Origin of the sequence: Rhizobium indigoferae, from assembly GCF_034554815.1 — a bacterium.
GTDB classification, from domain to species: domain Bacteria; phylum Pseudomonadota; class Alphaproteobacteria; order Rhizobiales; family Rhizobiaceae; genus Rhizobium; species Rhizobium leguminosarum.
Map to the genome: position 1 here is coordinate 389,647 of NZ_CP140636.1, position 20,879 is coordinate 410,525.

19 protein-coding genes are annotated in these 20,879 nt (G+C 61.4%); 9 read left to right on the forward strand and 10 right to left on the reverse strand.

The genetic code is table 11. From position 1 onward, the window contains the following. Nucleotide 1 precedes the first annotated feature (1 nt). From U5G49_RS25620 to U5G49_RS25630, 3 genes are all read left to right on the forward strand, one after another. Entirely contained in the window at nucleotides 2-1,210 is a 1,209-nt protein-coding gene (locus U5G49_RS25620) for an ABC transporter permease (RefSeq protein WP_115156859.1), read from the forward strand. Continuing rightward, nucleotides 1,207-2,343, forward strand: coding sequence for an ABC transporter permease (locus U5G49_RS25625; RefSeq protein WP_193443711.1), 1,137 nt, complete (start codon nucleotides 1,207-1,209; stop codon nucleotides 2,341-2,343). Before U5G49_RS25620 ends, U5G49_RS25625 begins: the two co-directional genes overlap by 4 nt. Before the next feature lie 77 nt (nucleotides 2,344-2,420). Next, nucleotides 2,421-3,941, forward strand: a complete 1,521-nt coding sequence (locus U5G49_RS25630) for a mechanosensitive ion channel family protein (protein ID WP_115156861.1) — start codon at nucleotides 2,421-2,423, stop codon at nucleotides 3,939-3,941. Nucleotides 3,942-3,951: 10 nt separating this feature from the next. Here U5G49_RS25630 and U5G49_RS25635 read toward each other — a convergent pair whose 3' ends face one another. The 6 genes from U5G49_RS25635 to U5G49_RS25660 all read right to left on the reverse strand — a co-directional run bounded on the left by U5G49_RS25635 (nucleotide 3,952) and on the right by U5G49_RS25660 (nucleotide 8,954). After that, on the reverse strand, nucleotides 3,952-4,176 hold the full coding sequence (locus tag U5G49_RS25635; protein ID WP_115156862.1) for a hypothetical protein: 225 nt from the start codon (nucleotides 4,174-4,176) through the stop codon (nucleotides 3,952-3,954). Next, nucleotides 4,173-4,925, reverse strand: coding sequence for a COG4280 domain-containing protein (locus tag U5G49_RS25640; protein WP_115156863.1), 753 nt, complete (start codon nucleotides 4,923-4,925; stop codon nucleotides 4,173-4,175). Before U5G49_RS25640 ends, U5G49_RS25635 begins: the two co-directional genes overlap by 4 nt. A gap of 57 nt (nucleotides 4,926-4,982) precedes the next feature. Further along, nucleotides 4,983-5,711, reverse strand: coding sequence for a phosphatase PAP2 family protein (locus U5G49_RS25645; protein WP_193443713.1), 729 nt, complete (start codon nucleotides 5,709-5,711; stop codon nucleotides 4,983-4,985). Between the two features lie 276 nt (nucleotides 5,712-5,987). Next, entirely contained in the window at nucleotides 5,988-6,359 is a 372-nt protein-coding gene (locus tag U5G49_RS25650; protein ID WP_115156895.1) for a response regulator transcription factor, read from the reverse strand. A 79-nt stretch (nucleotides 6,360-6,438) separates the two neighbouring features. Beyond that, the gene (locus tag U5G49_RS25655) at nucleotides 6,439-7,071 is read right to left on the reverse strand and encodes a response regulator transcription factor (RefSeq protein ID WP_115156865.1); all 633 of its coding nucleotides are present in this window, start codon (nucleotides 7,069-7,071) and stop codon (nucleotides 6,439-6,441) included. After that, entirely contained in the window at nucleotides 7,068-8,954 is a 1,887-nt protein-coding gene (locus U5G49_RS25660; RefSeq protein WP_115156866.1) for a sensor histidine kinase, read from the reverse strand. The genes U5G49_RS25655 and U5G49_RS25660 overlap by 4 nt, the downstream gene beginning before the upstream one ends. Nucleotides 8,955-9,252: 298 nt before the next feature. Between U5G49_RS25660 and U5G49_RS25665 the strand changes: the two genes are divergently transcribed. The 6 genes from U5G49_RS25665 (at nucleotide 9,253) to U5G49_RS25690 (ending at nucleotide 16,927) form a co-directional block, all read left to right on the forward strand. Continuing rightward, nucleotides 9,253-10,923, forward strand: coding sequence for an arylsulfatase (locus tag U5G49_RS25665; protein WP_115156867.1), 1,671 nt, complete (start codon nucleotides 9,253-9,255; stop codon nucleotides 10,921-10,923). Nucleotides 10,924-11,012: 89 nt separating this feature from the next. Further along, nucleotides 11,013-12,023 (forward strand): HAD family hydrolase, encoded by a 1,011-nt coding sequence (locus U5G49_RS25670; protein ID WP_115156868.1) that lies wholly within the window; start codon nucleotides 11,013-11,015, stop codon nucleotides 12,021-12,023. 72 nt (nucleotides 12,024-12,095) lie between these two features. Further along, entirely contained in the window at nucleotides 12,096-14,372 is a 2,277-nt protein-coding gene (locus U5G49_RS25675) for a tetratricopeptide repeat protein (RefSeq protein WP_284199227.1), read from the forward strand. Between the two features lie 89 nt (nucleotides 14,373-14,461). After that, entirely contained in the window at nucleotides 14,462-15,250 is a 789-nt protein-coding gene (locus tag U5G49_RS25680) for a hypothetical protein (RefSeq protein WP_193443715.1), read from the forward strand. A gap of 231 nt (nucleotides 15,251-15,481) precedes the next feature. Continuing rightward, nucleotides 15,482-16,285: a transporter gene (locus U5G49_RS25685; protein WP_370091298.1), complete on the forward strand. Its 804-nt coding sequence runs from the start codon at nucleotides 15,482-15,484 to the stop codon at nucleotides 16,283-16,285. A 96-nt stretch (nucleotides 16,286-16,381) separates the two neighbouring features. Next, nucleotides 16,382-16,927 carry a hypothetical protein gene (locus tag U5G49_RS25690; protein WP_193443717.1) on the forward strand — a complete coding sequence of 182 codons (546 nt, stop codon included), beginning with the start codon at nucleotides 16,382-16,384 and terminating at the stop codon, nucleotides 16,925-16,927. Between the two features lie 7 nt (nucleotides 16,928-16,934). Here the strand turns inward: U5G49_RS25690 and U5G49_RS25695 are convergent, their stop codons facing one another. The 4 genes from U5G49_RS25695 to U5G49_RS25710 all read right to left on the reverse strand — a co-directional run bounded on the left by U5G49_RS25695 (nucleotide 16,935) and on the right by U5G49_RS25710 (nucleotide 20,776). Beyond that, a complete protein-coding gene (locus tag U5G49_RS25695; protein WP_193443719.1) occupies nucleotides 16,935-18,422 on the reverse strand; it encodes an HAL/PAL/TAL family ammonia-lyase in 1,488 nt (495 codons plus the stop codon). After that, nucleotides 18,419-19,195 carry an ABC transporter ATP-binding protein gene (locus U5G49_RS25700; protein WP_018246352.1) on the reverse strand — a complete coding sequence of 259 codons (777 nt, stop codon included), beginning with the start codon at nucleotides 19,193-19,195 and terminating at the stop codon, nucleotides 18,419-18,421. The genes U5G49_RS25695 and U5G49_RS25700 overlap by 4 nt, the downstream gene beginning before the upstream one ends. 140 nt (nucleotides 19,196-19,335) lie before the next feature. After that, nucleotides 19,336-20,040 carry an ABC transporter permease gene (locus tag U5G49_RS25705; protein ID WP_018448839.1) on the reverse strand — a complete coding sequence of 235 codons (705 nt, stop codon included), beginning with the start codon at nucleotides 20,038-20,040 and terminating at the stop codon, nucleotides 19,336-19,338. Nucleotides 20,041-20,050: 10 nt separating this feature from the next. Then, the gene (locus U5G49_RS25710; protein ID WP_018069855.1) at nucleotides 20,051-20,776 is read right to left on the reverse strand and encodes an ABC transporter permease; all 726 of its coding nucleotides are present in this window, start codon (nucleotides 20,774-20,776) and stop codon (nucleotides 20,051-20,053) included. Nucleotides 20,777-20,879 lie beyond the last annotated feature (103 nt).

A 20,879-nucleotide genomic window follows, 5' to 3' on the forward strand; every position in this document is an offset into this window, starting at 1 on the left:
AATGACGCCGCGCGGGCGCATGCACCCGGGTTTTATTCTCGTCTTCACACGGGAGTTCCACTGGTTTCGCCGCCGGCCCTTCCTCTTGTTCCTGACGACGGTCCTGCCGCTGCTACTGATGGGGCTCCTGGCCGCTGTTTTCAGCGCGGGTCTGGCAACCCGCCTGCCGATCGCCGTGCTCGATCAGGACGGCACCGATCTTTCGCGCCAGATCATCCGCATGGTCGATGCCACCCAGGATACGTCTGTCGCGCTTGCCGTCAGCGACCTCGCCGAAGGCCGGCAGCTCATCCTCTCCGGCGAGGTTCACGGCCTGCTGATGCTGCCGCGCAATCTCGAGCGCGACGTGTTGTCCGGCCGCCGGCCGGAGGTGGTGTTCTTCTACAACACCCAGACGATGACGACCGGCAATCTGGTGGTGCGTGGCGTCAACGCCGCCGTGCCGACAGTGGCTGCAGGCATCAGATTGTCGTTGCGCACGGCTCAGGGAGAGCCGGTCGACGCCGCACAGGCCGCTCTCGCTCCCGTTCCGGTACAGGTGAACCCGCTCTTCAACCCCACCCTCAACTATGCGCATTTCCTTCTTGCTGCTCTTATGCCCAGCGTGCTGCAGGTGGTGATCATCACGACGATGGCCTATTCGCTCGGCCTTGACGTCGAGAGCCGCCACCGACTGCGTATCCTCCGGCGGCTGGGCGGCGGGTTGGGGCCGGCGCTGGCGGGAAAGATCCTGCCTTATACGCTAATCTTTCTCGCCGTGCTCGGCATCGCCGATCTGGTCCTCTTCGACTTTCTCGACATGCCGCTGCGCGGCAATCGCTGGCTGCTGCTGATGGCCGGCACCCTGTTCATCCTGGCAAGCCAGTTCATCGGCGTGCTGCTGGCGCTGTTCCTGCGGCCGATGGCAAGCGCCATCAGCATCGGCTCGCTGCTCGCCGCGCCCGCCTTCGGCTTCATGGGCATCGGTTTCCCGAGGATAGGCATGAACGACTTCGCCTATTATTACGGCCAGATGATCCCCGGCACATGGTACCTAATGGCAAGGATCGACCAGACGATCCGCGGCACACCGCTCGATCTATCGTGGAAGCCGATCCTGGTGCTGCTCTTCCTCGTCGTCCTGCTTGCATCCGTCACCGTGCTCCGGCTGGAGGCGATAAGATCGAGGAACAGACGCGAGCCATTGGCATTGCGGGAGGCCACCCGATGAACGGCGTGCTGATGACCTGCCGCATCGAATTGCAGCGCATCCTGTCGTTGCGGCCGGCATTCTCCGTGCTCATTCTGGCAGCCTGCATCTATGCCGCCCTCTATCCCCAGCCCTACCGGGGCGAGGCCCTGCGCGACGTGCCAATCGCACTCGTCGATCTCGACGGCACCGACAGCAGTCGCCAGTTCGCCCGCCGCGTCGATGCCTCGGCCGATGTATTCATCGGCGCCGAATTGCCCGACGAGCCAAGCGCCGAGCGCGAGGTCTTCAGCCGCCAGCTCTACGGCATCCTGGTCATCCCGAAGTATTTCGAGCGCGACCTGCTGCATGGACGACCCTCGCCCGTGGCGCTCTATGCCGATGCCAGCTATTTTCTGATTTATTCGCGCATCTCCGGCGGAGTCTCGGCCGTCGCCAAGACTTTCGGCGCCGAGGTCGAGACCGCAAGACTGGTAGCCATGCATGTCGACCCTGCCGTCGCCGCTGCAGCCTCCGACCCGATGCCACTGACGACGGTACCGCTCTTCAACCCTCAGGGGGGTTATGCCACCTATCTCCTCCCCGCCGCCTTCGTTCTCCTCCTGCAGCAGATGCTCCTGATCGGCGTCGGCCTGCTCGGAACGCTGCGAAACGACCGGCTCGCCGACTCGCCGGCCGGGGCTCTCGCAACCGTGCTCGGCAAACTGCTCGCCTACCTCATCCTGGAGGCAGTGGTGCTGCCCTTCTATCTGATCGTCCTGCCTTATCTCTACGACATTCCAAGGCTCGGGGGACCGCTTACCATCTTCGCCGTCTCGCTGCCCTTCGTGCTTTCCGTCAGCGCGCTCGGCATGGTGGTCGCCGCACTCTTCCGAAGCCCCCTCACCGTCCAGCTGGTGTTCGCGGCGATCGGCATTCCCTTCCTGTTTCTCGCGGGCTTTTCCTGGCCGACCGAGGCGATGCCGAAGGCGCTGCATTATCTGGCGCTGCTGGTTCCCAGCAGTTCCGCCATCAACGGAATCGTATCGGTATCGCAACTGGGCGCACCGTTGAGCGACGTCCGCACGCCGTTTCTGACGCTCTGGGCGCTGGCGCTATTTTACGGTTGCCTCGCGGTCGGATTGGAAGTCAGGATGCGGCGAAGCCACCATTAGAATTCAAGAGGGAGGCACGATGTTGACCGAAAACCGCTCACACGTTTCGGCATCATGCTCTGGCGAATGGACAGTCGATGCTTGATAATTTCACATGGTCCGGAGTGCTTGCCGATCCTGTCGTCCAGGCCGGGACGCTGGCCGTCGTCGGTGCGATCGTCACGCGCATAGCGCTTCGGCCCTTCCCGAGCTGGAAGCTCGCTGGCCAGGTGTTTTTCTTCGCCGCGCTCACCGTCCTGCTGCTCTATCATGACATCGTGCCCTACGAAGTCGGGCCCGCGCCGGCTTCGACCTTCGAACGCGTCTTCATCGCCCTTGCCAAGGTGGTCTGGTGGATCAATGCCGCATGGGCGCTGATCGCCTTCGTCCGCGTCTTCCTGATCTTCGAACGCCAACCGAGAGAAGGTCGCCTCGTACAGGATCTGGTCATCGGCCTGATCTATCTCGGCGCGATCCTCTCGGTGGTCGCCTATGTCTTCAGCTTCCCCGTCGGCACGCTGATCGCCACCTCGGGTGTCTTTGCCATTATCCTCGGCCTTGCGCTGCAAAGCACCTTGAGCGACGTCTTTTCCGGCATCGCGCTCAATCTCGGCCGGCCCTATACGATCGGGGACTGGATCGTGCTGAATGACGGCGTCGAAGGCCGGGTCGTCGAAACCAACTGGCGCTCCACCCATCTGCTGAACGGCTCGAACGACCTCGTCGTCCTGCCCAACAGCTTTCTGGCCAAGGTCGGGCTGACCAATCTCAGCAGCCCCGACCGCAGTCACGGCGCCTCACTGACTGTCCGTGTCGTGCCGACGATCGGGCCGTCGGCGATCATCGAGGTCATGCGTACGGTACTTTTGAGCAGCGGCTCGATCCTGACCGAACCGAAACCCGGCGTGCAGATCAAATCGCTGGCATCAGATGCAGTGGAGCTGGAACTCTCCTTCCGCGTCAGGGATATCGGCCAGGCGGGGCCGGCGAAGAACGAGATATTCGATCTCATCTACCGTCATATCAAGGCCGCAGGCCTCACCTTGGCGCGGCCGATCGATGCGGCCGGCCCGCCACCCGACCAGTTGCAGTCGGAAGAGGTGATGAAGCCGCACCGGCCGACGCCGCTCAAGCTTCTCGACGCCATCTCGCTGTTTTCCTCGCTGACCGAGGACGAGAAAGAAACGCTCGCAGCCTCCATGACCCGGCGGACCTACAAGAAGGATTCCATCCTCATCGAGCAGGGCGATACGGTTGCATCGCTGATGATTGTGCGCAGCGGCGCCCTCGTCGCCACGCGGCGGGAAGGCCATCAGGAAGTCGAACTCGGCCGGCTGGCGCCGGGCGATTATTTCGGCGAAAGCGGGCTGCTGATCGGGGTCGGCGAGGCCGCCAGCCTGCGGGCGCTGACATTCGTCGTCGTCTACGAGATTGCCCAAGCAAGCCTAACGCCGCTGCTGCACGACCGGCCCGGCATCGCCGAAGAGCTTGCCGCCACTTTGTCGCGCCGCATCGAGACCGGCCAGCATTCCTTCGCGACCGAAGGCGCCACGCTGAACGGCGGTTCGATGACCTCGCTGGTGACGCGCATCCGCCACTTGTTCAAGGTGCCGCAATAGCGGTCTGAGGCTATTTCCGCTGAAATTTCTGCCGCGCCGCGCGCGCCACGCTCTCGGCGAGGATCAGCAGGCAGCCGAGGAGAAGTAGAGCGGCGGCAAGCAGCGCGTCGACATGGGCGAATTTCACCAGAACGCCGACGGCGGCGATCAGCAGCAGCGCCGCCAGCGCTAGCGCGCCGTCGTCGATGAACATGCCGAAGAATTCCTTCAACGCGACCTTAAGAATATTCATCATGCGGCCACCTCGGCATGGGCGTTGAAATAGTAGCGCAGCATCCGGACAGCCGCGAAGGAAAAGACTGCGAGCACGGCAAGGATGGCCAGAAGCGAAAGATCAGCGCCCGGCCAGTCGGCGCCGAGGCCCTCGCCGACCCAGAATATGCCGAAGGCGCTGAGCAGCAGCCCGACGACGAATTTGAGGCTGTTCTCCGGAACCGCCGAGAGCGGCTTGTGCACGAAGATGCCGATGATCAGCACCAGCAGGCAGGCCGCAGCCGCTCCAAGGCTGGCATAGCCGATCATGCCGTGTCCGGCGCCGGTAGCGATGACGATGAACACCACTTCGATCCCCTCGAGCAACACCGCCTTGAAGGCTGTGGTGCCCGCCAGGAAATTGGCACGGCGCTCGGCGGATTGGCGCCGGAGGCTGTCGGTCTCGGCCGCAAAGGCCTTCTCCTCGTCGTGCAGCGCGATGAAGCCCGAGGCCCGCAGGATCGCCTTGCGCAGCCAGCGCAGGCCGAAGAGAACGAGCAGCGTCCCGATGACGAACTGCATCAGCTCGATCGGAATGAGCCCGAGCAGCGGACCAAGCGCCAGCATGAGAAGAGCGAGAAGGGCGAGCGCAAGACCGGTGCCGATGAAGGCTGGACGCCAGCTCTGCGTGACGCCGACGGCGAGGATGATGGTGAAGGCTTCAACGACCTCGACGAAAGAGCCGAGAAATGCGGCCGTGATCGTCGAAGTGATCGTTGTCAGAGTTGTCATGGTTCTTGTCCGTTATGCCGGCGGAGATCATGTATCGGGCTGAACTGCTATCTTTTCTTAGCGTGTTCCGGATTCTGCAACATCATCTGGGGCACGGCTCGGAATAAACCGCTTCGAGATCAGCCAGCAGCCAAGCGCCCAGAGCGCACCGGCGCACCATCCGGCCAAGACGTCCGTGGGATAATGGACGCCGAGATAGATTCGGCTCAAGCCGATGAGGACGGCGAGGAAGACGCCGGTGCCCATGACGAAGATCCGTGTTGACCGGTAACGCTGTGTCCGGGCCAGCAGCGCCCCAAGCGTCAGATAGGTCACCGCCGAGACCATCGCGTGTCCGGAGGGAAAGCTGAGATCGCTCACTTCGACCAGATGCGGCACGATGTCGGGGCGCGGCCGCGCGACGAGGATCTTCAAGAGCGTGCTTGCCAGCCAGCCTGTTAGTACCGAGGAAAAGACGAAGATCGCGATCGGCCAGCGCCGGTCGAGCAGAAGATGGACGGTGACGAGAACCGTCATCAGAGAGAGAACGGTGATGCCGCCGAGGGCAGTGATATCGTCGACGGCATGCGTCAGCCAGCCGGGACCGATCGGCACGGCAAGTTCTCCCGGCCGTCGCAACGCCAGCAGGATTGCCTCGTCAAAGCGGAATGTCTCACCCTCCAGGACTTCGCTCGTCAGTCGCTGGAGCATGAACAGTCCACCGGCGATCGATGCCACCACGATCAATGTTAGCGGCTCGTATGCATTGAGCCTCGCCAAGAGTCCCCGTCGTTGAACCTCACTCATGCCTGCCGTAGAACTCCCCTTACATCATGTCGGTCCTCGCCAGATTGGCAATGCAAAGCCAGGATTCAAGGCCTTGCGGCATTCAAGGGCGTTCCCGACAGAGGTTTTATGGCCGCTGAGGTCGCCTTCTAGGCGTTCATCAACGGCACCAGTGAGTGAACCGCTTTGATCTGGTCGCAGTACCACGATGGAATGTGATGACGACGAATCCAGCCCCTCGGCGGCTCGAATGTGCGTTGCACCCTTCGAGAGTACATGGCCTCCGCCCTTATCGGTTCACAATCCCAACGCCTTGTTGATGGCCGCAATCAATGTAGCACCGGAAAATTGCTTCTGCAGATAAGCAACACATCCCGCCTTTTCCGCCTGCGCTTTTGCGGAGCCGGTTTCCAGTGCCGTGATGAAAATCACGGGAAGGTTTGTTCCCTCGGCTTTCAGCCTGCGTTGCAAATCGATGCCGGACATGCCACCGAGGTCGATATCAAGGACGAGGCAGTCGATCGTCGTTTTGGGATCGCGACTCAGAAAGGCCTCGGCCGATGCATACTCGTTGGCCTGAAAACCGTAAGCGTTAAGCAGTCGCCCGAGACTGCGCCTTAGGCTTGCGTCATCATCGACGACGGCGACCGTGCGGCGAGGGTTCTCCACCTCATACACCTCTTTTGACGATATGAGAGATAATGGTTCCCGATCAAATTAGGCCGGCGGGACGTCGATTGATATTGTCCTAAGGGGAAGGCGCCGTTGTATCCTGGTCGATGAGACCAATATATGCAGCGATCGAAACCACCTCGGCCAGCGAGCGTACGTCGAGCTTTTCCATGACCTGATGGCGATGCACCTTCACCGTCCGCTCCGAGATGCCGAGCGCATAAGCGATCTGCTTGTTGAGATGGCCACGTATAACGAGCCGGAACACTTCCCCTTCGCGCGGGCTGAGACTCGCGACTAATGCCCGCTGGGCTTGAAGACGATCGTGACGGGCCTGCTGTCGTTCGCATTGGATGAGGGCGCGATTGATCGCCTCCATCAATGCCGCCGCCGTCGAATTCTTCTCCAGAAAATCCTTGGCACCCGCCTTCATCGCCTCGACGCTTGCCTTTATGTCTCCCTCCCCCGTGAGGAACACGACCGGCAATAGCGGTGCCTGCTCGCACAATCGGCGTTGGATTTGCAGCCCGGACTGGCCGGGCATCTTGAGGTCGAGGAGAACGCATCCCGGTTCGCAAGTGGAAAGGAGGGCAAGAAATTGGTCCCCGGATTCATAGGTTTCGACCCTGAGACCATGTGCGGAAAGCAGCCTTGCGGTCGCCGTCCGGTAGGATTTGTCGTCATCGACGATATGGACAACCGGTTTCATCTCGATTGCCCCTCCCTGTGGGCGAGAGGCAGGGCCACGCGAAAGACCGCGCCTCCTTCGGGGCGGTTGTCGGCGCAGATGGTGCCGCCATAGGTCTCGAGAATGGAGCGGGCTATGGACAGACCCAGCCCCGTGCCCGCCTGCTTGGTGGTATAGAACGGTTCGAAGATGCGGATCAGCCTCTCCTCGGGAATGCCGTCTCCGGTGTCGGAGACCAGCAGCTCCGCCTTCTCGTTCGCCAGTCCCGTTGTAAACGTAAGCGTTCTCCCGGCCGGGACGGCGTCCAGCATGGCGTCCATAGCATTGGTTGCCAGATTGAGGATAACCTGCTGCACATGAACTTTGTCGGCACGTACCGGCAACTCGCCGGGCGGCTGGGTTGATGTCAGCTTGATTCCGCGGCGTTCCGCCTCGCCGTGAATGATATGGATTGCGCTCGACGTGACATCGTTGAGGTCGAACTCCTGCCAATCGATCTCGCTTCGTTTCTTGAGCATTCCTCTCATCCGGCTGATGATATCGCCTGCGCGCTGATCGTCTTCCTGGATGTCGAGGAGAATCTGCTGGATCAGTTCGTGGTCCGGCTTCTCGCTTCGAAGCAGCACCGAGGCCGCCTCGGCATTGTTTCTGATGGCCGATAGGGGCTGGTTCAGTTCGTGAGCGATCGACGAGGACAATGCTCCGGCTGTCGCGGACTGGTTGAGATGGACGGCTTCAAGCAGGTGCAAACGCGAGCTGCGCTCGGCGCGGAGACGGCGCCGCCGCTCGAGCAGGAGCACCGAGATGATGCTGGCCTGCGCCAGCACGAGGCCACCTCCCGCCACCACCACGACCCAGTGCTCCTCCCAGAGGCTCCTCTCCTTATGCATCTGGATCGTGCCCGGCGGCAGATCCTTTTCGGCAAGCCCCCAGCGCTGGAGTTGCCGGGCATCGGCGACATAGGTCTGCGGCGCTTCGAGATCCGAAACCTGCTTACCGGCAATCGCATCGATGACGAGGTCGCCGACGGTCCGGCCCAGCGCTTCGAATGTGACGGTGTTGCCGCCGACGACACCGTGGTCGATGTAGGTCTGGTAGGGTCCGTAGACGGGCGCGCTGGCGGTCGCTGCGATCTGCCCGATCGCGTCGCGCGGAATGAAGTTGCGCCCTGCCCGATCCTTGAAGACCGTCAATGCCAAAATGATGCTGTCGGACGGCACACGGGATGCCCGCTCAACGAACTCGTCGATCGTCAGATCTTCCAGATAGGCCGTCTCGTAGGATTTCGAGAACTGCTCGAGAGCCGCGCGGGCCGTCGCCAGCCATCCGCGGTCGAAGTCGGACGAACCGCCGAGAATGTAGAGGTGGCGGGCATCGGGTTGCAGGCTGCGGGCCATCTCGGCCGTCTTCAGAATGTCGAATGTCGTGAAGGCTCCGATCACGTCATCCGGCAAATCGATCTTCTCGGCGGTGGCTGTGCCGAAACCTGCGGCGACGATCTTTGCGCCAGGCGCGATCGTGCCGCGGTTCGCGGTTACGAAGCTCGCCGATTCCTTGCCGAGGGCGACGACCACATCCGGGCGGCGCGGCGCGTATTTCTCGCCGAGATATCGTGCCATGCGCGCGACATGGTCGCCTTCCGGAAACCGCGAAAGATCCAGGAACTCTGAAAACAGGTCGATCTTGCCGTTTGTCGCCTCCAGCAGTCGGCTCCGCAGCGCCTCTCCGGCAGCAGTCGTCGCCGCGATCCTCTCATCATAAGGATAAAGAACGAGGACCCGGGGAACCCGGTTGGCAATCGAGGTGTGGGAGGCTGAGGCATGGCGACTGGACAGACTTATTGCGACAACCGCCAACAAAAAGGCAGTGCAGCACAATCGACCTGACCATCCGCCCAAGCCCATCCGCTTTTCCCCCAAAGCCGGGCGATAATAACAGCTTCTCGCTGCGGCGTCATCTGCGCATTACTACTGTCGATTGCCACCACATGAGGAGATTCCCTAAAGTACAATATCGGGCGAAGGCAGCATTCGCTAAACTTCAGCGGGCCGGGGCAGAGATGTGGCCGGCTTCGCAACCCTGCCGGAGGCAGCTCCAGCAGGTTCTTCATTTTCAAAGCAGTCTAGTTGAATCGACGCATGCAATCGCAGCCTGTGCCGCGAGCGGCTCCGTCGTTCAAGAACGTCAACGGAGGGATTTGAAATGAACGGCAGAATCCTTATCCGCTGCATCGGAGCACTGGCTTCTTCCACCATTCTCTGGTGTGCGGCCTCGCCCCTGCAAGCGCAGGACTCCCAACGAAAACCCAACATCCTGTTCATCGTTTCGGATGATACCGGCTACGGCGATCTCGGCCCCTATGGCGGGGGTGAAGGTCGTGGGATGCCGACCCCGAACATCGACAAACTGGCTGAAGACGGCATGACCTTCTTCTCCTTCTACGCCCAGCCGAGCTGCACACCCGGCCGTGCGGCCATGCAGACGGGGCGAATACCCAACCGCAGCGGCATGACGACAGTTGCCTTTCAAGGCCAGGGAGGTGGCTTGCCCGCGGCCGAATGGACGCTAGCATCCGTGCTGAAACGTGGTGGCTATCACACCTACTTCACCGGCAAATGGCATCTCGGCGAAGCGGATTACGCCCTGCCGATTGCGCAAGGCTATGACGAGATGCGGTACGCCGGCCTCTACCATTTGAATGCCTATACCTATGCCGACCCCACCTGGTTTCCGGACATGGATCCGAAGCTGCGCGAGATGTTCCAGAAGGTGACCAAGGGGGCGTTGTCCGGCAAGGCAGGAGGACCGGTGACCGAAGAATTCAAGGTCAATGGTCAATATGTCGACACACCGGTGATCGACGGCAAGGAAGGCGTTGTCGGCATTCCATTCTTTGACAGCTACGTCGAAAAGGCTGCATTGGGCTTCCTTGACGAGGCATCCAAAACGCCGGATGAACCGTTCTTCATCAATGTGAACTTCATGAAGGTCCATCAACCGAACATGCCGGCCCCGGAGTTCGAGCATAAGTCGATGTCAAAGTCGAAATATGCGGATTCCATCGTGGAGCTCGACACCCGCATCGGCCGAATCATGGACAAATTGCGTGAAACGGGAATGGACCGCAACACGCTGGTTTTCTACACCACCGATAACGGGGCGTGGCAGGACGTCTATCCCGACGCCGGATACACCCCGTTCCGGGGCACCAAAGGCACCCTGCGTGAGGGCGGCAACCGTGTTCCTGCGATTGCAGTCTGGCCGGGAAAGATCAAACCCCGCGCCAAGAACCACGACATCGTCGGCGGTCTCGATCTGATGGCGACATTCGCCGCAGTCGGCGCGGTTCCGCTGCCCGACAAGGATCGCGAAGATAAGCCGATCATCTTCGATAGCTACGACATGTCGCCGATCCTACTCGGAACCGGTAAATCCGAACGTAAGTCATGGTTCTACTTTACCGAAAACGAGCTCTCGCCCGGTGCGATACGAGTCAACAACTACAAGTTCGCGTTTAATATCCGCGGGGATAACGGCGCCACGACGGGTGGGCTGGCGGTCGACACCAACCTCGGCTGGAAGGGTGAGGAGAAGTATGTCGCCACGGTGCCCCAGGTATTCGATCTGTGGCAGGACCCGCAGGAACGCTACGACATTTTCATGAACAACTTCACGGAGCGGACCTGGATGGGCGTCGTCATGGGCGAAGAATTGAAGAAGATCATGGCCACCTACGTGGAGTACCCACCTCGCAAGCCCCAGAGCCTGACCTACAACGGTCCCATCACGCTATCGGATTACAGCCGTTTTCAATGGATCCGAGAATCCTTGGCAAAGGAAGGTGTGAGCATTCCTATGCCGACCGGCAACTGATTTTCGCACGGCGGCCTGGATCTGCCAGAGCCGCCGTCTTCCAAGCTTGGGCTATCTGACTTTCGCACCAGCAATTTGGAGGCCATCCAATGTTCGCGTTTCAAGATTTCATCAAATCGGCCCGCGACGGAACGCTGGCTGTTGCTGCGGTTCTTCTCTTTGTTGCTTCGGCGTACGCCCAGAGCGATCCACTGCCCTCATGGAATGACACGGCCTCGAAGGCAGCCATCGTTTCTTTCGTCGAGAAGGTAACCGGGCAAGGATCGCCCGACTTCATCCCGGAGCCGGAACGCGTGGCCGTTTTCGACAACGACGGCACCTTGTGGGTCGAGCATCCCATCTATGTCCAGCTCGCCTTTGCCCTGGACCGGGTCAAGGTGCTCGCTCCACAGCATCCGGAATGGAAGGAGACGCAGCCGTTCAAGGCCGCGCTCGAAGGCGACATGAAGGCGCTCGCGGCCTCGGGGGAAAAGGGCCTCGTCGAGCTCATCATGACCACGCATGCCGGAATGACCAGCAGCGATTTCCAAAAGATCGTGACCGATTGGCTCGCTTCGGCACGTGACCCCAAGTTCAAGCGGCCCTACACCGAACTCGTCTACCAGCCGATGGTCGAGCTTCTCGCCTATTTCCGCGCCAACGGTTTCAAGACCTTCATCGTTTCAGGCGGAGGTATAGAGTTCATGCGGCCATGGGCGGAAAAAGTCTACGGCGTCCCGCCCGAGCAGGTTATCGGCTCGTCGATCAAGACCGAATTCAGGATGCAGGACGACACGCCGACCCTCTATCGGCTTCCCGAAGTCAATTTCATCGACGACAAGGCCGGCAAGCCCGTCGGGATCAACCAGCAGATCGGCCGGCGGCCGATTGCCGCCTTCGGCAATTCCGACGGAGATCTCGAAATGCTGCAATGGACGACCATGGCCGGTGCACCCGCCAGACTCGGCGTGCTGATCCATCACACCGATGCGGAGCATGAATACGCCTACGACCGTGATACCGAAGTCGGCCGCCTCGACAAGGCGCTTGATGCGGCCGCAATCGCCGGCTGGACCGTGGTCGACATGAAGGCTGACTGGAAACATGTGTTCAAGGATTAGGATTGCGCCTCACGCCAGAGGTTTGAACCACGGCGACCCCGGCTTTCTAACACGTCAATAGGGAGCGATTGAGTGGCAGCATCTGTTCGGTCATCAGCAGTGGGACAAATAGCCGTCCTGCTCTTCCTGTTGTTGCTCGCGCCTGCCGGGCGCAGCCTTGCCACTGACGACATCTCGACATCCGGGGCCGACCCGCAGATATCGATCCATGAGGGTTTCGTGGACGAAAGGACGTGCGCATCCTGCCATGCCGATCAGGCCGCGGCTTTTTCAAAGTCTCACCATGCGAAGGCCATGGCGCTGGCTGACGACGAAACAGTACGCGGCGATTTCAACAACACCCGGTTCGACCATGACGGCGTCGTCACCACCTTTACCCGTCGCGATGGCCGTTTCTTCGTCGGCACCGAGGGAGCGGACGGCGGCCAAGCCGAGTTCGAAATCAAATACACCTTCGCCTACGAGCCCCTGCAGCAATACCTCGTCGACATCGGGGGAGGACGGCTGCAGGCTCTCGACATCGCCTGGGATACGGTCAGACGGCAGTGGTTCTGGCTCGGCAACGGCACCCCGGCTAAACCGGGCTCGACTTATCATTGGACAGGTCCTTTCTACCGCTGGAACCGCACCTGCATCGATTGTCATTCGACCGATCCCCAGGCAAGGTTTCAACCGCAGACCAACGCATACAAGTCGACCTACGTCGCCACCAGCATCGGCTGTCAGTCCTGTCACGGCCCCGGAGCCAAGCACGTCGCTTCGGCGCAATCGGGCAGTTTCTCATCCTTCATCCCGGATGCAAGCTTCCCGAAAGTCGATGCGGGCATCTGCTTTGCCTGCCATGCCAGGCGCACCAAGCTGCTGGACGGCTACCAGCCGGGAAAACCCCTTCTCGACTATTTCTCCCCCGCCCTGCTCCGGCAGGACCTCTATTTTCCGGACGGGCAGATCCTCGACGAGGTCTTCGAGTATGGCTCGTTTCAGCAAAGCAAGATGGCAAGGGCGGGCGTCACCTGTCTCGACTGTCATCGGCCGCACGAGGCCGGGCTTAAGGTCGAAGGCAATGCGCTGTGCACGCAATGCCACACCGAGACGAAGCCGGAGCGCTTCGTCAACCAGGATCCGAGCGGTCTGTTCGACACTCCCGCGCACACCCGTCATCAGGCCGGTTCGACCGGGGCACAATGCGCCAACTGCCACATGCCGGAACGCACCTACATGAAGGTCGATCCGCGCCGAGACCACTCCTTCGTCATCCCCCGGCCTGACCTGTCGGCAAGCCTCGGAACGCCGAACGCGTGCACGACCTGCCATGTCGGCAAAATCGATGATTGGGCAGCCGAAACGATGGACGAATGGTACGGAACGCAATGGCGCAAACGCCCGTCGATCGCCCATGCCTTCGCCGGAGCTGCAAACGGCGATCAAGCCGCGGTGGAGGCTCTGCGCGCGCTTGTCAGTGACCATGACCAGGCAGGAATTGTCAGGGGTAGCGCCATCGCAGCAATGAGCCGAACTGGCGGCGTGGAGATCACCGCCGACATTCAAACGGCCGCAGCCGATGCAGATCCGCTCGTCAGGCTCGGTGCTGCGGAAGCGGCAGGCAACATTCCGCCGGAGCAGAGGCTGGAGGCGATCGGCAACCTGCTGGGCGATGCAACGCTCGCGGTGCGCGTTGCTGCCGCCAACGCACTCGCCGGCACTCCTCCCCACCTCTTCGGCGATCAGCAAGGCAATTTCGAAGCCGCCGTCGCGGACCTGCGCGCCTATGTCGAAACCAATGGCGACGTCGCGGAAACACAAAGCAATTATGGCGTCTTCCTGTTTGCTCGACAGCGTACGGCCGAGGCCGAAGCCGCCTTCCGACGGGCGATTTCGCTCGACCCGACACTGGAGGCAATGCGCATCAATCTCGCGGAATTCTACCGCGCCACCGGCCGGAACGACAGGTCGGAGCAGACTTATGCCGAAGCGATCGGGATGGCGCCTGAACGCGCGGATCTGCGTTACGGACATGCGCTGTCGCTGGTACGCAAGCAGGCATTGACTGATGCGATAATGGAACTCCAAGAAGCGGTGCGGCTGGATCCGCAAAACTCCCGCTACAAGACGACCTTTGCCGTCGCTCTCGATTCCGCTGGCCGGACGGAAGAGGCGCTGGACAAGCTCGATGGTTGGGCAGCAGGCGCAGACGCCGACATCCTTGGCCTGGCACTCCAATACAGTCTCAAGCTTCGACGCGTTCCGGAAGCGCTGAAATACGCGGAAGATCTGGCGCGACTGAGGCCTGATGACCAGCAGATTTCTGGTCTCATCGAGCAGTTGAAGCGGGCGGTCAACGGAAAATAGTATTCAAGCTTGCCCGAATCTACTTCTCGCTGCACAGTGCTGACTCGGGACAGCAGTGCCGAGGCGACAAACGAGATCGGGGGATTCTCATGAAGGCCATACACTTGCATGCCATTCTGTTATTGGCGGGCATGTCCACAGCGTCGGTCGGCAACGCCGCCGATATCACGCCGCTCACGCCGGAAGCAAAAACGGTCGAGAGCCAGAGCGGCTGGGAATTCACCTTCGCGCCATATTTCTGGGCTGCCGGCATATCCGGCGATATTGGGCAGTTTGGGCTGCCGGAAGTTCATATCGACGCGGATTTCGGCGATATCCTCAATAACCTCGACTTCGCTTTCATGGCGGCAGGCGAAGCAAGATACGATCGATTCAGCATCGTGGGTGACGTGATCTACACCAAGCTCGGTGCCGACGCCGACACACCTGCCGGCATCCTTGCCGATAGCGTCGATGTGACATCGAAGACCTTCGCGGGATTTCTTGGCGTCGGTTACGCCGTGCTCGAAGATCAAAATGGCCACCTCGACGTGGTCGGTGGCATGAGGGTCTGGTCGGCCAAAACCGAGATCTCCTTCAATGGCGGCATTCTGGCCGGAGTGGATGTGGAGGACAGCGCCACATGGGTCGATGCCGTCGCCGGCGTCCGAGGAAACTACTTCTTCACGCCGGAAATCTATGTCACCGGGTGGGGCCTGCTGGGCGCCGGCGGCGCCGATATCGACTGGGATGTGGCGTTGGGCCTCGGCTACAAGTTCAACGACACCGTCTCAGCGGTCGCCGGATATCGTGCACTCGGCGTCAACTACGATAATGACGGGTTCGTCTTCGACGTCGTCCAGCAGGGGCCGATTATCGGAGTCGCCATTCGGTTCTAACGGGCGGACTGGCGAACTTCGTACTGTTAGCGATTATCCTTCCAGTATGCTCGCCTTTTGAACACCTGGTGTCCTCGAGGAGCCGGAACAACGACGTCTCCCAGGAAGCAGAGAGCCGCCGTGACAGCGGCTCACAGTTCGGTATCCAACAGGATCGATCCGGGCGATATCGTTTCATTTCGGAGGAAGCCTGCCCTGCGGGCTGGGTTCAATCGGATCATGGAGGCATTGATGAAGAAAGTCGCTTCTTGGGTAGTACTGGTTGTCGCGCCGCTCGGTGTCTGGACAGGGACGGCAGCCGCCCAGTCGAGTGAAGACCTGGCGAAGAAGCTTTCCAATCCGATAGCCTCGCTCATCAGCGTCCCGTTCCAGTTCAACTACGATCACGGCTATGGTCCAGACGACGGCGACAAGGCGACGCTGAACATTCAGCCGGTCATTCCCTTCAAGATAAACGAGGACTGGAACGTCATCTCGCGCACCATCCTGCCAGTCACATGGCAGAACGACATTGCCGGACCGTCGGGAACGCAGTTCGGTCTGGGCGACATCACGCAAAGTTTCTTCTTCTCGCCGTCCAAGCCGACCGAGAGCGGCATCGTCTGGGGCGTCGGCCCGGTGTTCCTGTTGCCGACGGCGACGGACGAGCTCCTCGGAAGCGGCAAGTGGGGTGCGGGTCCGACAGCGGTCGTCCTTAAGCAGGACGGCCCCTGGACTTACGGCTTTCTCGGGAACCACATCTGGTCGTTCGCTGGTCAAAGCGACCGGGAGGATGTGAGTTCGACGTTCCTCCAGCCGTTCCTCTCCTACACGACCAAGGACGCCTGGACGTTCTCGCTGAATACGGAGTCGACATATAACTGGGAAACGAACGACTGGTCGGTGCCGATCAACTTCGCAGTCGCCAAGCTGATCACCATCGACAAGCAGCCAATCAGCCTGACGGCGGGCATACGATATTGGGCGGCGGCTCCAGACAATGGCCCGGAAGGACTGGGCTTCCGCGTCGCGGTCACGTTCCTCTTCCCGAAGTGAATCCGCAGTCGACGACGCGCGCGGCGGCTGTAGTAGCAAAAGCTCAACCTTCTTTTGCTATTGCTGGAGCCGATTGCGTTGGAGAAGATTTCGGCGATGAAAATTCCGACAGTGATGGTTCTGATTGCAGCCGCCCTGCAGCCGGTCTCAGCCTTCGGCGAGACCGATTGGATCGGCGGCGCGAGACAATGGTCAGTCGGCTTTGCGAATGAGAGCCCGCATCCCTATTGCCGCCTGCTGTGGGACAGCGAGATCGGCAAGACCATGGAATTCCGCCAGAGCGCAACCGAGACGTTCTGGCTGGTATCAAAGAACACATGGGACATTCCGGCCGATACCAAGACCGAGGTGACGCTGACCAACCGTACGACGACGAAAGTGGTCGCCGCCGAATTCTTCGACAATAACACGCTTCGCCTCTGGGGTCCGGCCAGCAAGGGGAGCGGCGGACTGAAGAAGATCATCAAGAATTCCTTTGCCGGAACGCCTGACGTGCAGCTTACCTTTGCCGGCGACGAAGGCGACTGGACGCTTCCGCTCTCGCGGGTGGATCAGCTCTACCCGACTTATCGCCAGTGCCTCAAACGGCTCGAGGCTGGCGAAAGGCCGAAGCAGAATTCCGAAACAAGCAAACCGTTCTGACAGTCGATTATAGCGGCGGCGAAGTATCGCGGATCAGGCTGCGAACGGCTTCGATATCGCCGTTGAGCGGCCGTTCGTCACTATAGTGGGAAACATGCTCCCGCACGGCCTTGTAGACCAGGTCTGTTCCTGCGGCCCGCGGCGCCGTCGCCGCCAGGAAATCATGCGCCTGGGCAGCGGCCATCAGCTCGATTGCCAGGATATATTCGGCGTTGTCGATGACGGCGAGCAGCTTGCCGGCGGCAGCCGTCGGATGCGCGAGGAAATCCTCCTGCAGGCCTGAGGTCAGCCCGCCGTCCATGGCCGCGGGTGCGGCAAGGCGGCGGTTCTCGTTGCTGAGCGCGGCAGCGGTATACTGAGCAATCATGAAGCCGGAATGGCTGCCGGCATCGCTGGCGAGGAAAGGCGGCAGGCCGCTCACCAGCGGATTGACGAGCCGGTCCATGCGCCGTTCGCTGATCGCACCGATCTGTGCCAGCGCAATGGCCAGGCTATCGGCCGCCTGCCCGAGCGCCGGGGCAACGGCATGCGCCTCGGAGGAGACGATCGGGTGTTCCGGCGTGCCTGAGACAGCCGGATTGTCCGTCACCGAAGCAAGCTCCTGATCGACGACGCGGGCGGAATTGTCGAAGACATCGCGGGCAGCGCCATGGGCATGCGGCACCGAACGAAGGCTGAGCGCATCCTGCGTGCGCCGGCCTAAGGCGGCGGCGACAAGACCGCTGCCCTGAAGCCGCGCGCGCAGGCTCGCTCCGACTTTTTCTATTCCCGCCGATGGGCGCAGCGCCAGCACCGCCCCGTCGAAGGCGGCGATCTGGCAGCCTGCCGCTTCCAGCGTCAGCACGGCGATCGCATCGGCCCAGTCGAGCAGCCGCTCGGCACGCGAAAGCGCCACGGCGGTCAGACCGGTGGCGCAGGCCGTGCCGTTGACCAGGCTCAAGCCTTCCTTGGCGCCGAGCACCAGCGGTTCGAGGCCGATCGCAGCAAGCGCCTCGCGACCGCTCATGCGCCGGCCGTCCCGGTGAGCGCTGCCTTCGCCGATCAGAACAAGCGCAATATGGGCGTTATGGACGAGGTACCCGGCAGAGCCCTTGGACGGCACGTCGGGAATGCAATCATGTTCCAGCAGGGCCGCAAGATGCTGGACGATCTCGCGCCGCACGCCGGAATGACCATGGGCGAAATTGGCGATCTCAGCCGCGATGATCGCGCGCACTTCGCGGGCGGCCAGCAACGGACCGACGCCGCAGGCATGGCTGAGCACGATGCTGCGCGACAGCAGGCTCTGCGAGCCACGATCGACCACCGTATCGGCGAGTGCCCCGACGCCGGTGTTGACGCCGTAGGCGCGCACGCCTGTCTCGACGATGCGCGCAACGATGCGGCTTGCCTGCTCGACGCGCGCCAAGGCGGTGGGCGACAGCGCCAGCGCTTCTCCGGTCCCGACGCGCGCGACATCGCGCCAGGTCAGCACGGTTTCGATGGTGATGGTCATTGACCGCTTCCGAAATGGCCGATGAACTGGCGAAACGCGGGTGTGGCGCCGCCGGTAAACATGTCGTCCGGCTTGCCGCTGCTTTCGATCAGCCCCTCGCGCATGAAGACGACGCGGTTCGAGACGTTGCGGGCAAAGCTCATCTCATGGGTGACGACGAGCATGGTCATGCCCTCCTCGGCCAGCGCGCGCATGACGCGCAGAACTTCGCCGACAAGCTCCGGATCGAGCGCCGAGGTCGGTTCGTCAAAGAGCATCACCTTCGGCTTCATCGCTAGCGCGCGGGCGATCGCGGCGCGCTGCTGCTGGCCGCCGGAGAGATGGGCCGGATAGGCATGGCGCTTATCGGCGATGCCGACCTTTTCGAGCAGCGCTTCGGCCTCGGCGATGCAGTCGGCACGCGGTCGCTTCAGCACATGGATCGGCCCTTCGATGACGTTCTGCAGGATCGTCATATGGGACCAGAGATTGAAGGACTGGAATACCATGCCAAGTTCGGAGCGGATATGGTCCACCTGCTTCTGGCTGGCCGGCTTGCTTCGCCCGCCCTTATGCACCATGCGGATCTCCTCACCGTCGACCCAGATCTCGCCGTCGCTGGCAGTTTCGAGCATGTTAATGCAACGCAGAAAGGTCGACTTGCCGGAGCCGGAGGCGCCGAGCAGCGAGATCACATCGCCGTCTTCCGCATCGAGGGAAATGCCGCGCAATACTTCGTGCGTACCGAAGCTCTTGCGGATATTGCGGACCGATAGTCGGGTTACGCCTGGCATGAGTGCTCCAATCGGGGTCACGAGCATGATGCCGAAAAGTGTGAGCGGTTTTCGGACAACATCATGCTCTAACTATTTAGTTTAGAACAGGATTCAGATTTTAGGCCGACCCGGCCTAAAATCATCCTGTTCTAGGCCGCCTACGCCTTCAGCGCCTGCGGAATGGCGCGGCGATGTCGGGACAGCGAATATTCGAGCAGAGCCATGCCCTGCAGGATGATGAAGTTGAGGACGAGATAGATGATCGCCGCACAGAGAAAGACTTCCATTGTGCGGTAGGTCTGCGAGATCAGCCGCTGCGCCACGCCGGTGACTTCCCAGACGGTGACAAGGCTTGCGAGCGCCGTCGACTTCATCATCAGCACGATCTCGGTGGAATAGGCCGGCAGCGCGTGACGGAAGGCAATCGGCGCCAGGATACGGCGCACCAGCAGGAAGCCGGACATGCCGATCGAGCGTGCCGCTTCGATCTCCTTCGGGGAGACGGCGCGAATGCCGCCACGGAAAATCTCCGCCGTGTAACCGGCGGTGCAGAGCGCCAGTGACAGCACGGCGCAGACCATCGGCTCGCGCAGGAACGGCCAGAGGAAGGAATAGCGGATGACGCCGAACTGGCCGAGGCCGTAGAAGACCAGGAACATCTGGATCAACAGCGGCGAGCCGCGGAAGACGAAGATATAGCCTTTGGCGAAGCCCGAAAGCACTGGGTTGCCGCTGGTCCGCATCCAGACGATGACAAGCGCCAGCAGGCCGCCGGAGACGATCGACAGGGAAAACAGGATGAGCGTCGTCGGTACGGCCTTGAGCAGGGTGACCATGGTCGAGGCGATGAAGGTGAAATCCATTGTCGCCTCCTTACGCCTGGCCCATGGCGGATGCCGGCATGCTGCGATTGGCGCGGCGCTCCGCCCCGTTGAAGATGCGGTCCGAAAGGCTGGTCAGGAGCAGATAGAGGCAGCCGCCGGCAATGAAGAACAGGAAATATTGCCGGGTCGAGCCTGCCGCCACCTGGCTGGTGCGCATCAATTCGGCAAGGCCGGTGACGGAGATCAGCGCCGAATCCTTGAGACTGAGCTGCCAGACGTTACCGAGACCAGGAATGGCGAGGCGAAACACCTGCGGCATGATGATGCGGCGAAGGCGCATGCCGCGATGCATGCCGATCGCCGAGGCGGCCTCGAGCTCGCCCTTGGAGATGGCGAGAAATGAGCCGCGGAAGACCTCCGCCTGGTAGGCGCCGGAGATGATGCCAACGGCAAGCGCACCGGCGACAAAGGAGGGCAAGCCGAGGAACCCCTCGTAACCCATCGCCTGGCCGATAGAGGTGACGGCCGACGAACCGCCGAAATAGATGAGATAGATGATCAGCAGTTCCGGCACGCCGCGAAACACGGTCGTATAGACGTTGCCGAGCGTGACGAGGACAAGATTGCCGGAGAGTTTCGCAGCTGCGACAATCGCGCCGAGCACTGCGCCGATCGCCAGTGCCGTCGCCGTGACAGCCAGCGTCATCAAGGCGGCGGCAATAAGCAACGCGCCCCATCCCGTCGAGCCGAAGCCGAGAAGTTCCAAGCTTGCCATATCGTCCGTTCCCCGTCCGTGGCAGTGTTTTGCGGATTGACAATAGCATGCGGTCTCCGGCGATAAAGCCGGAGACCGGTGTTTGCGGCCGAAAGGCCGAAAC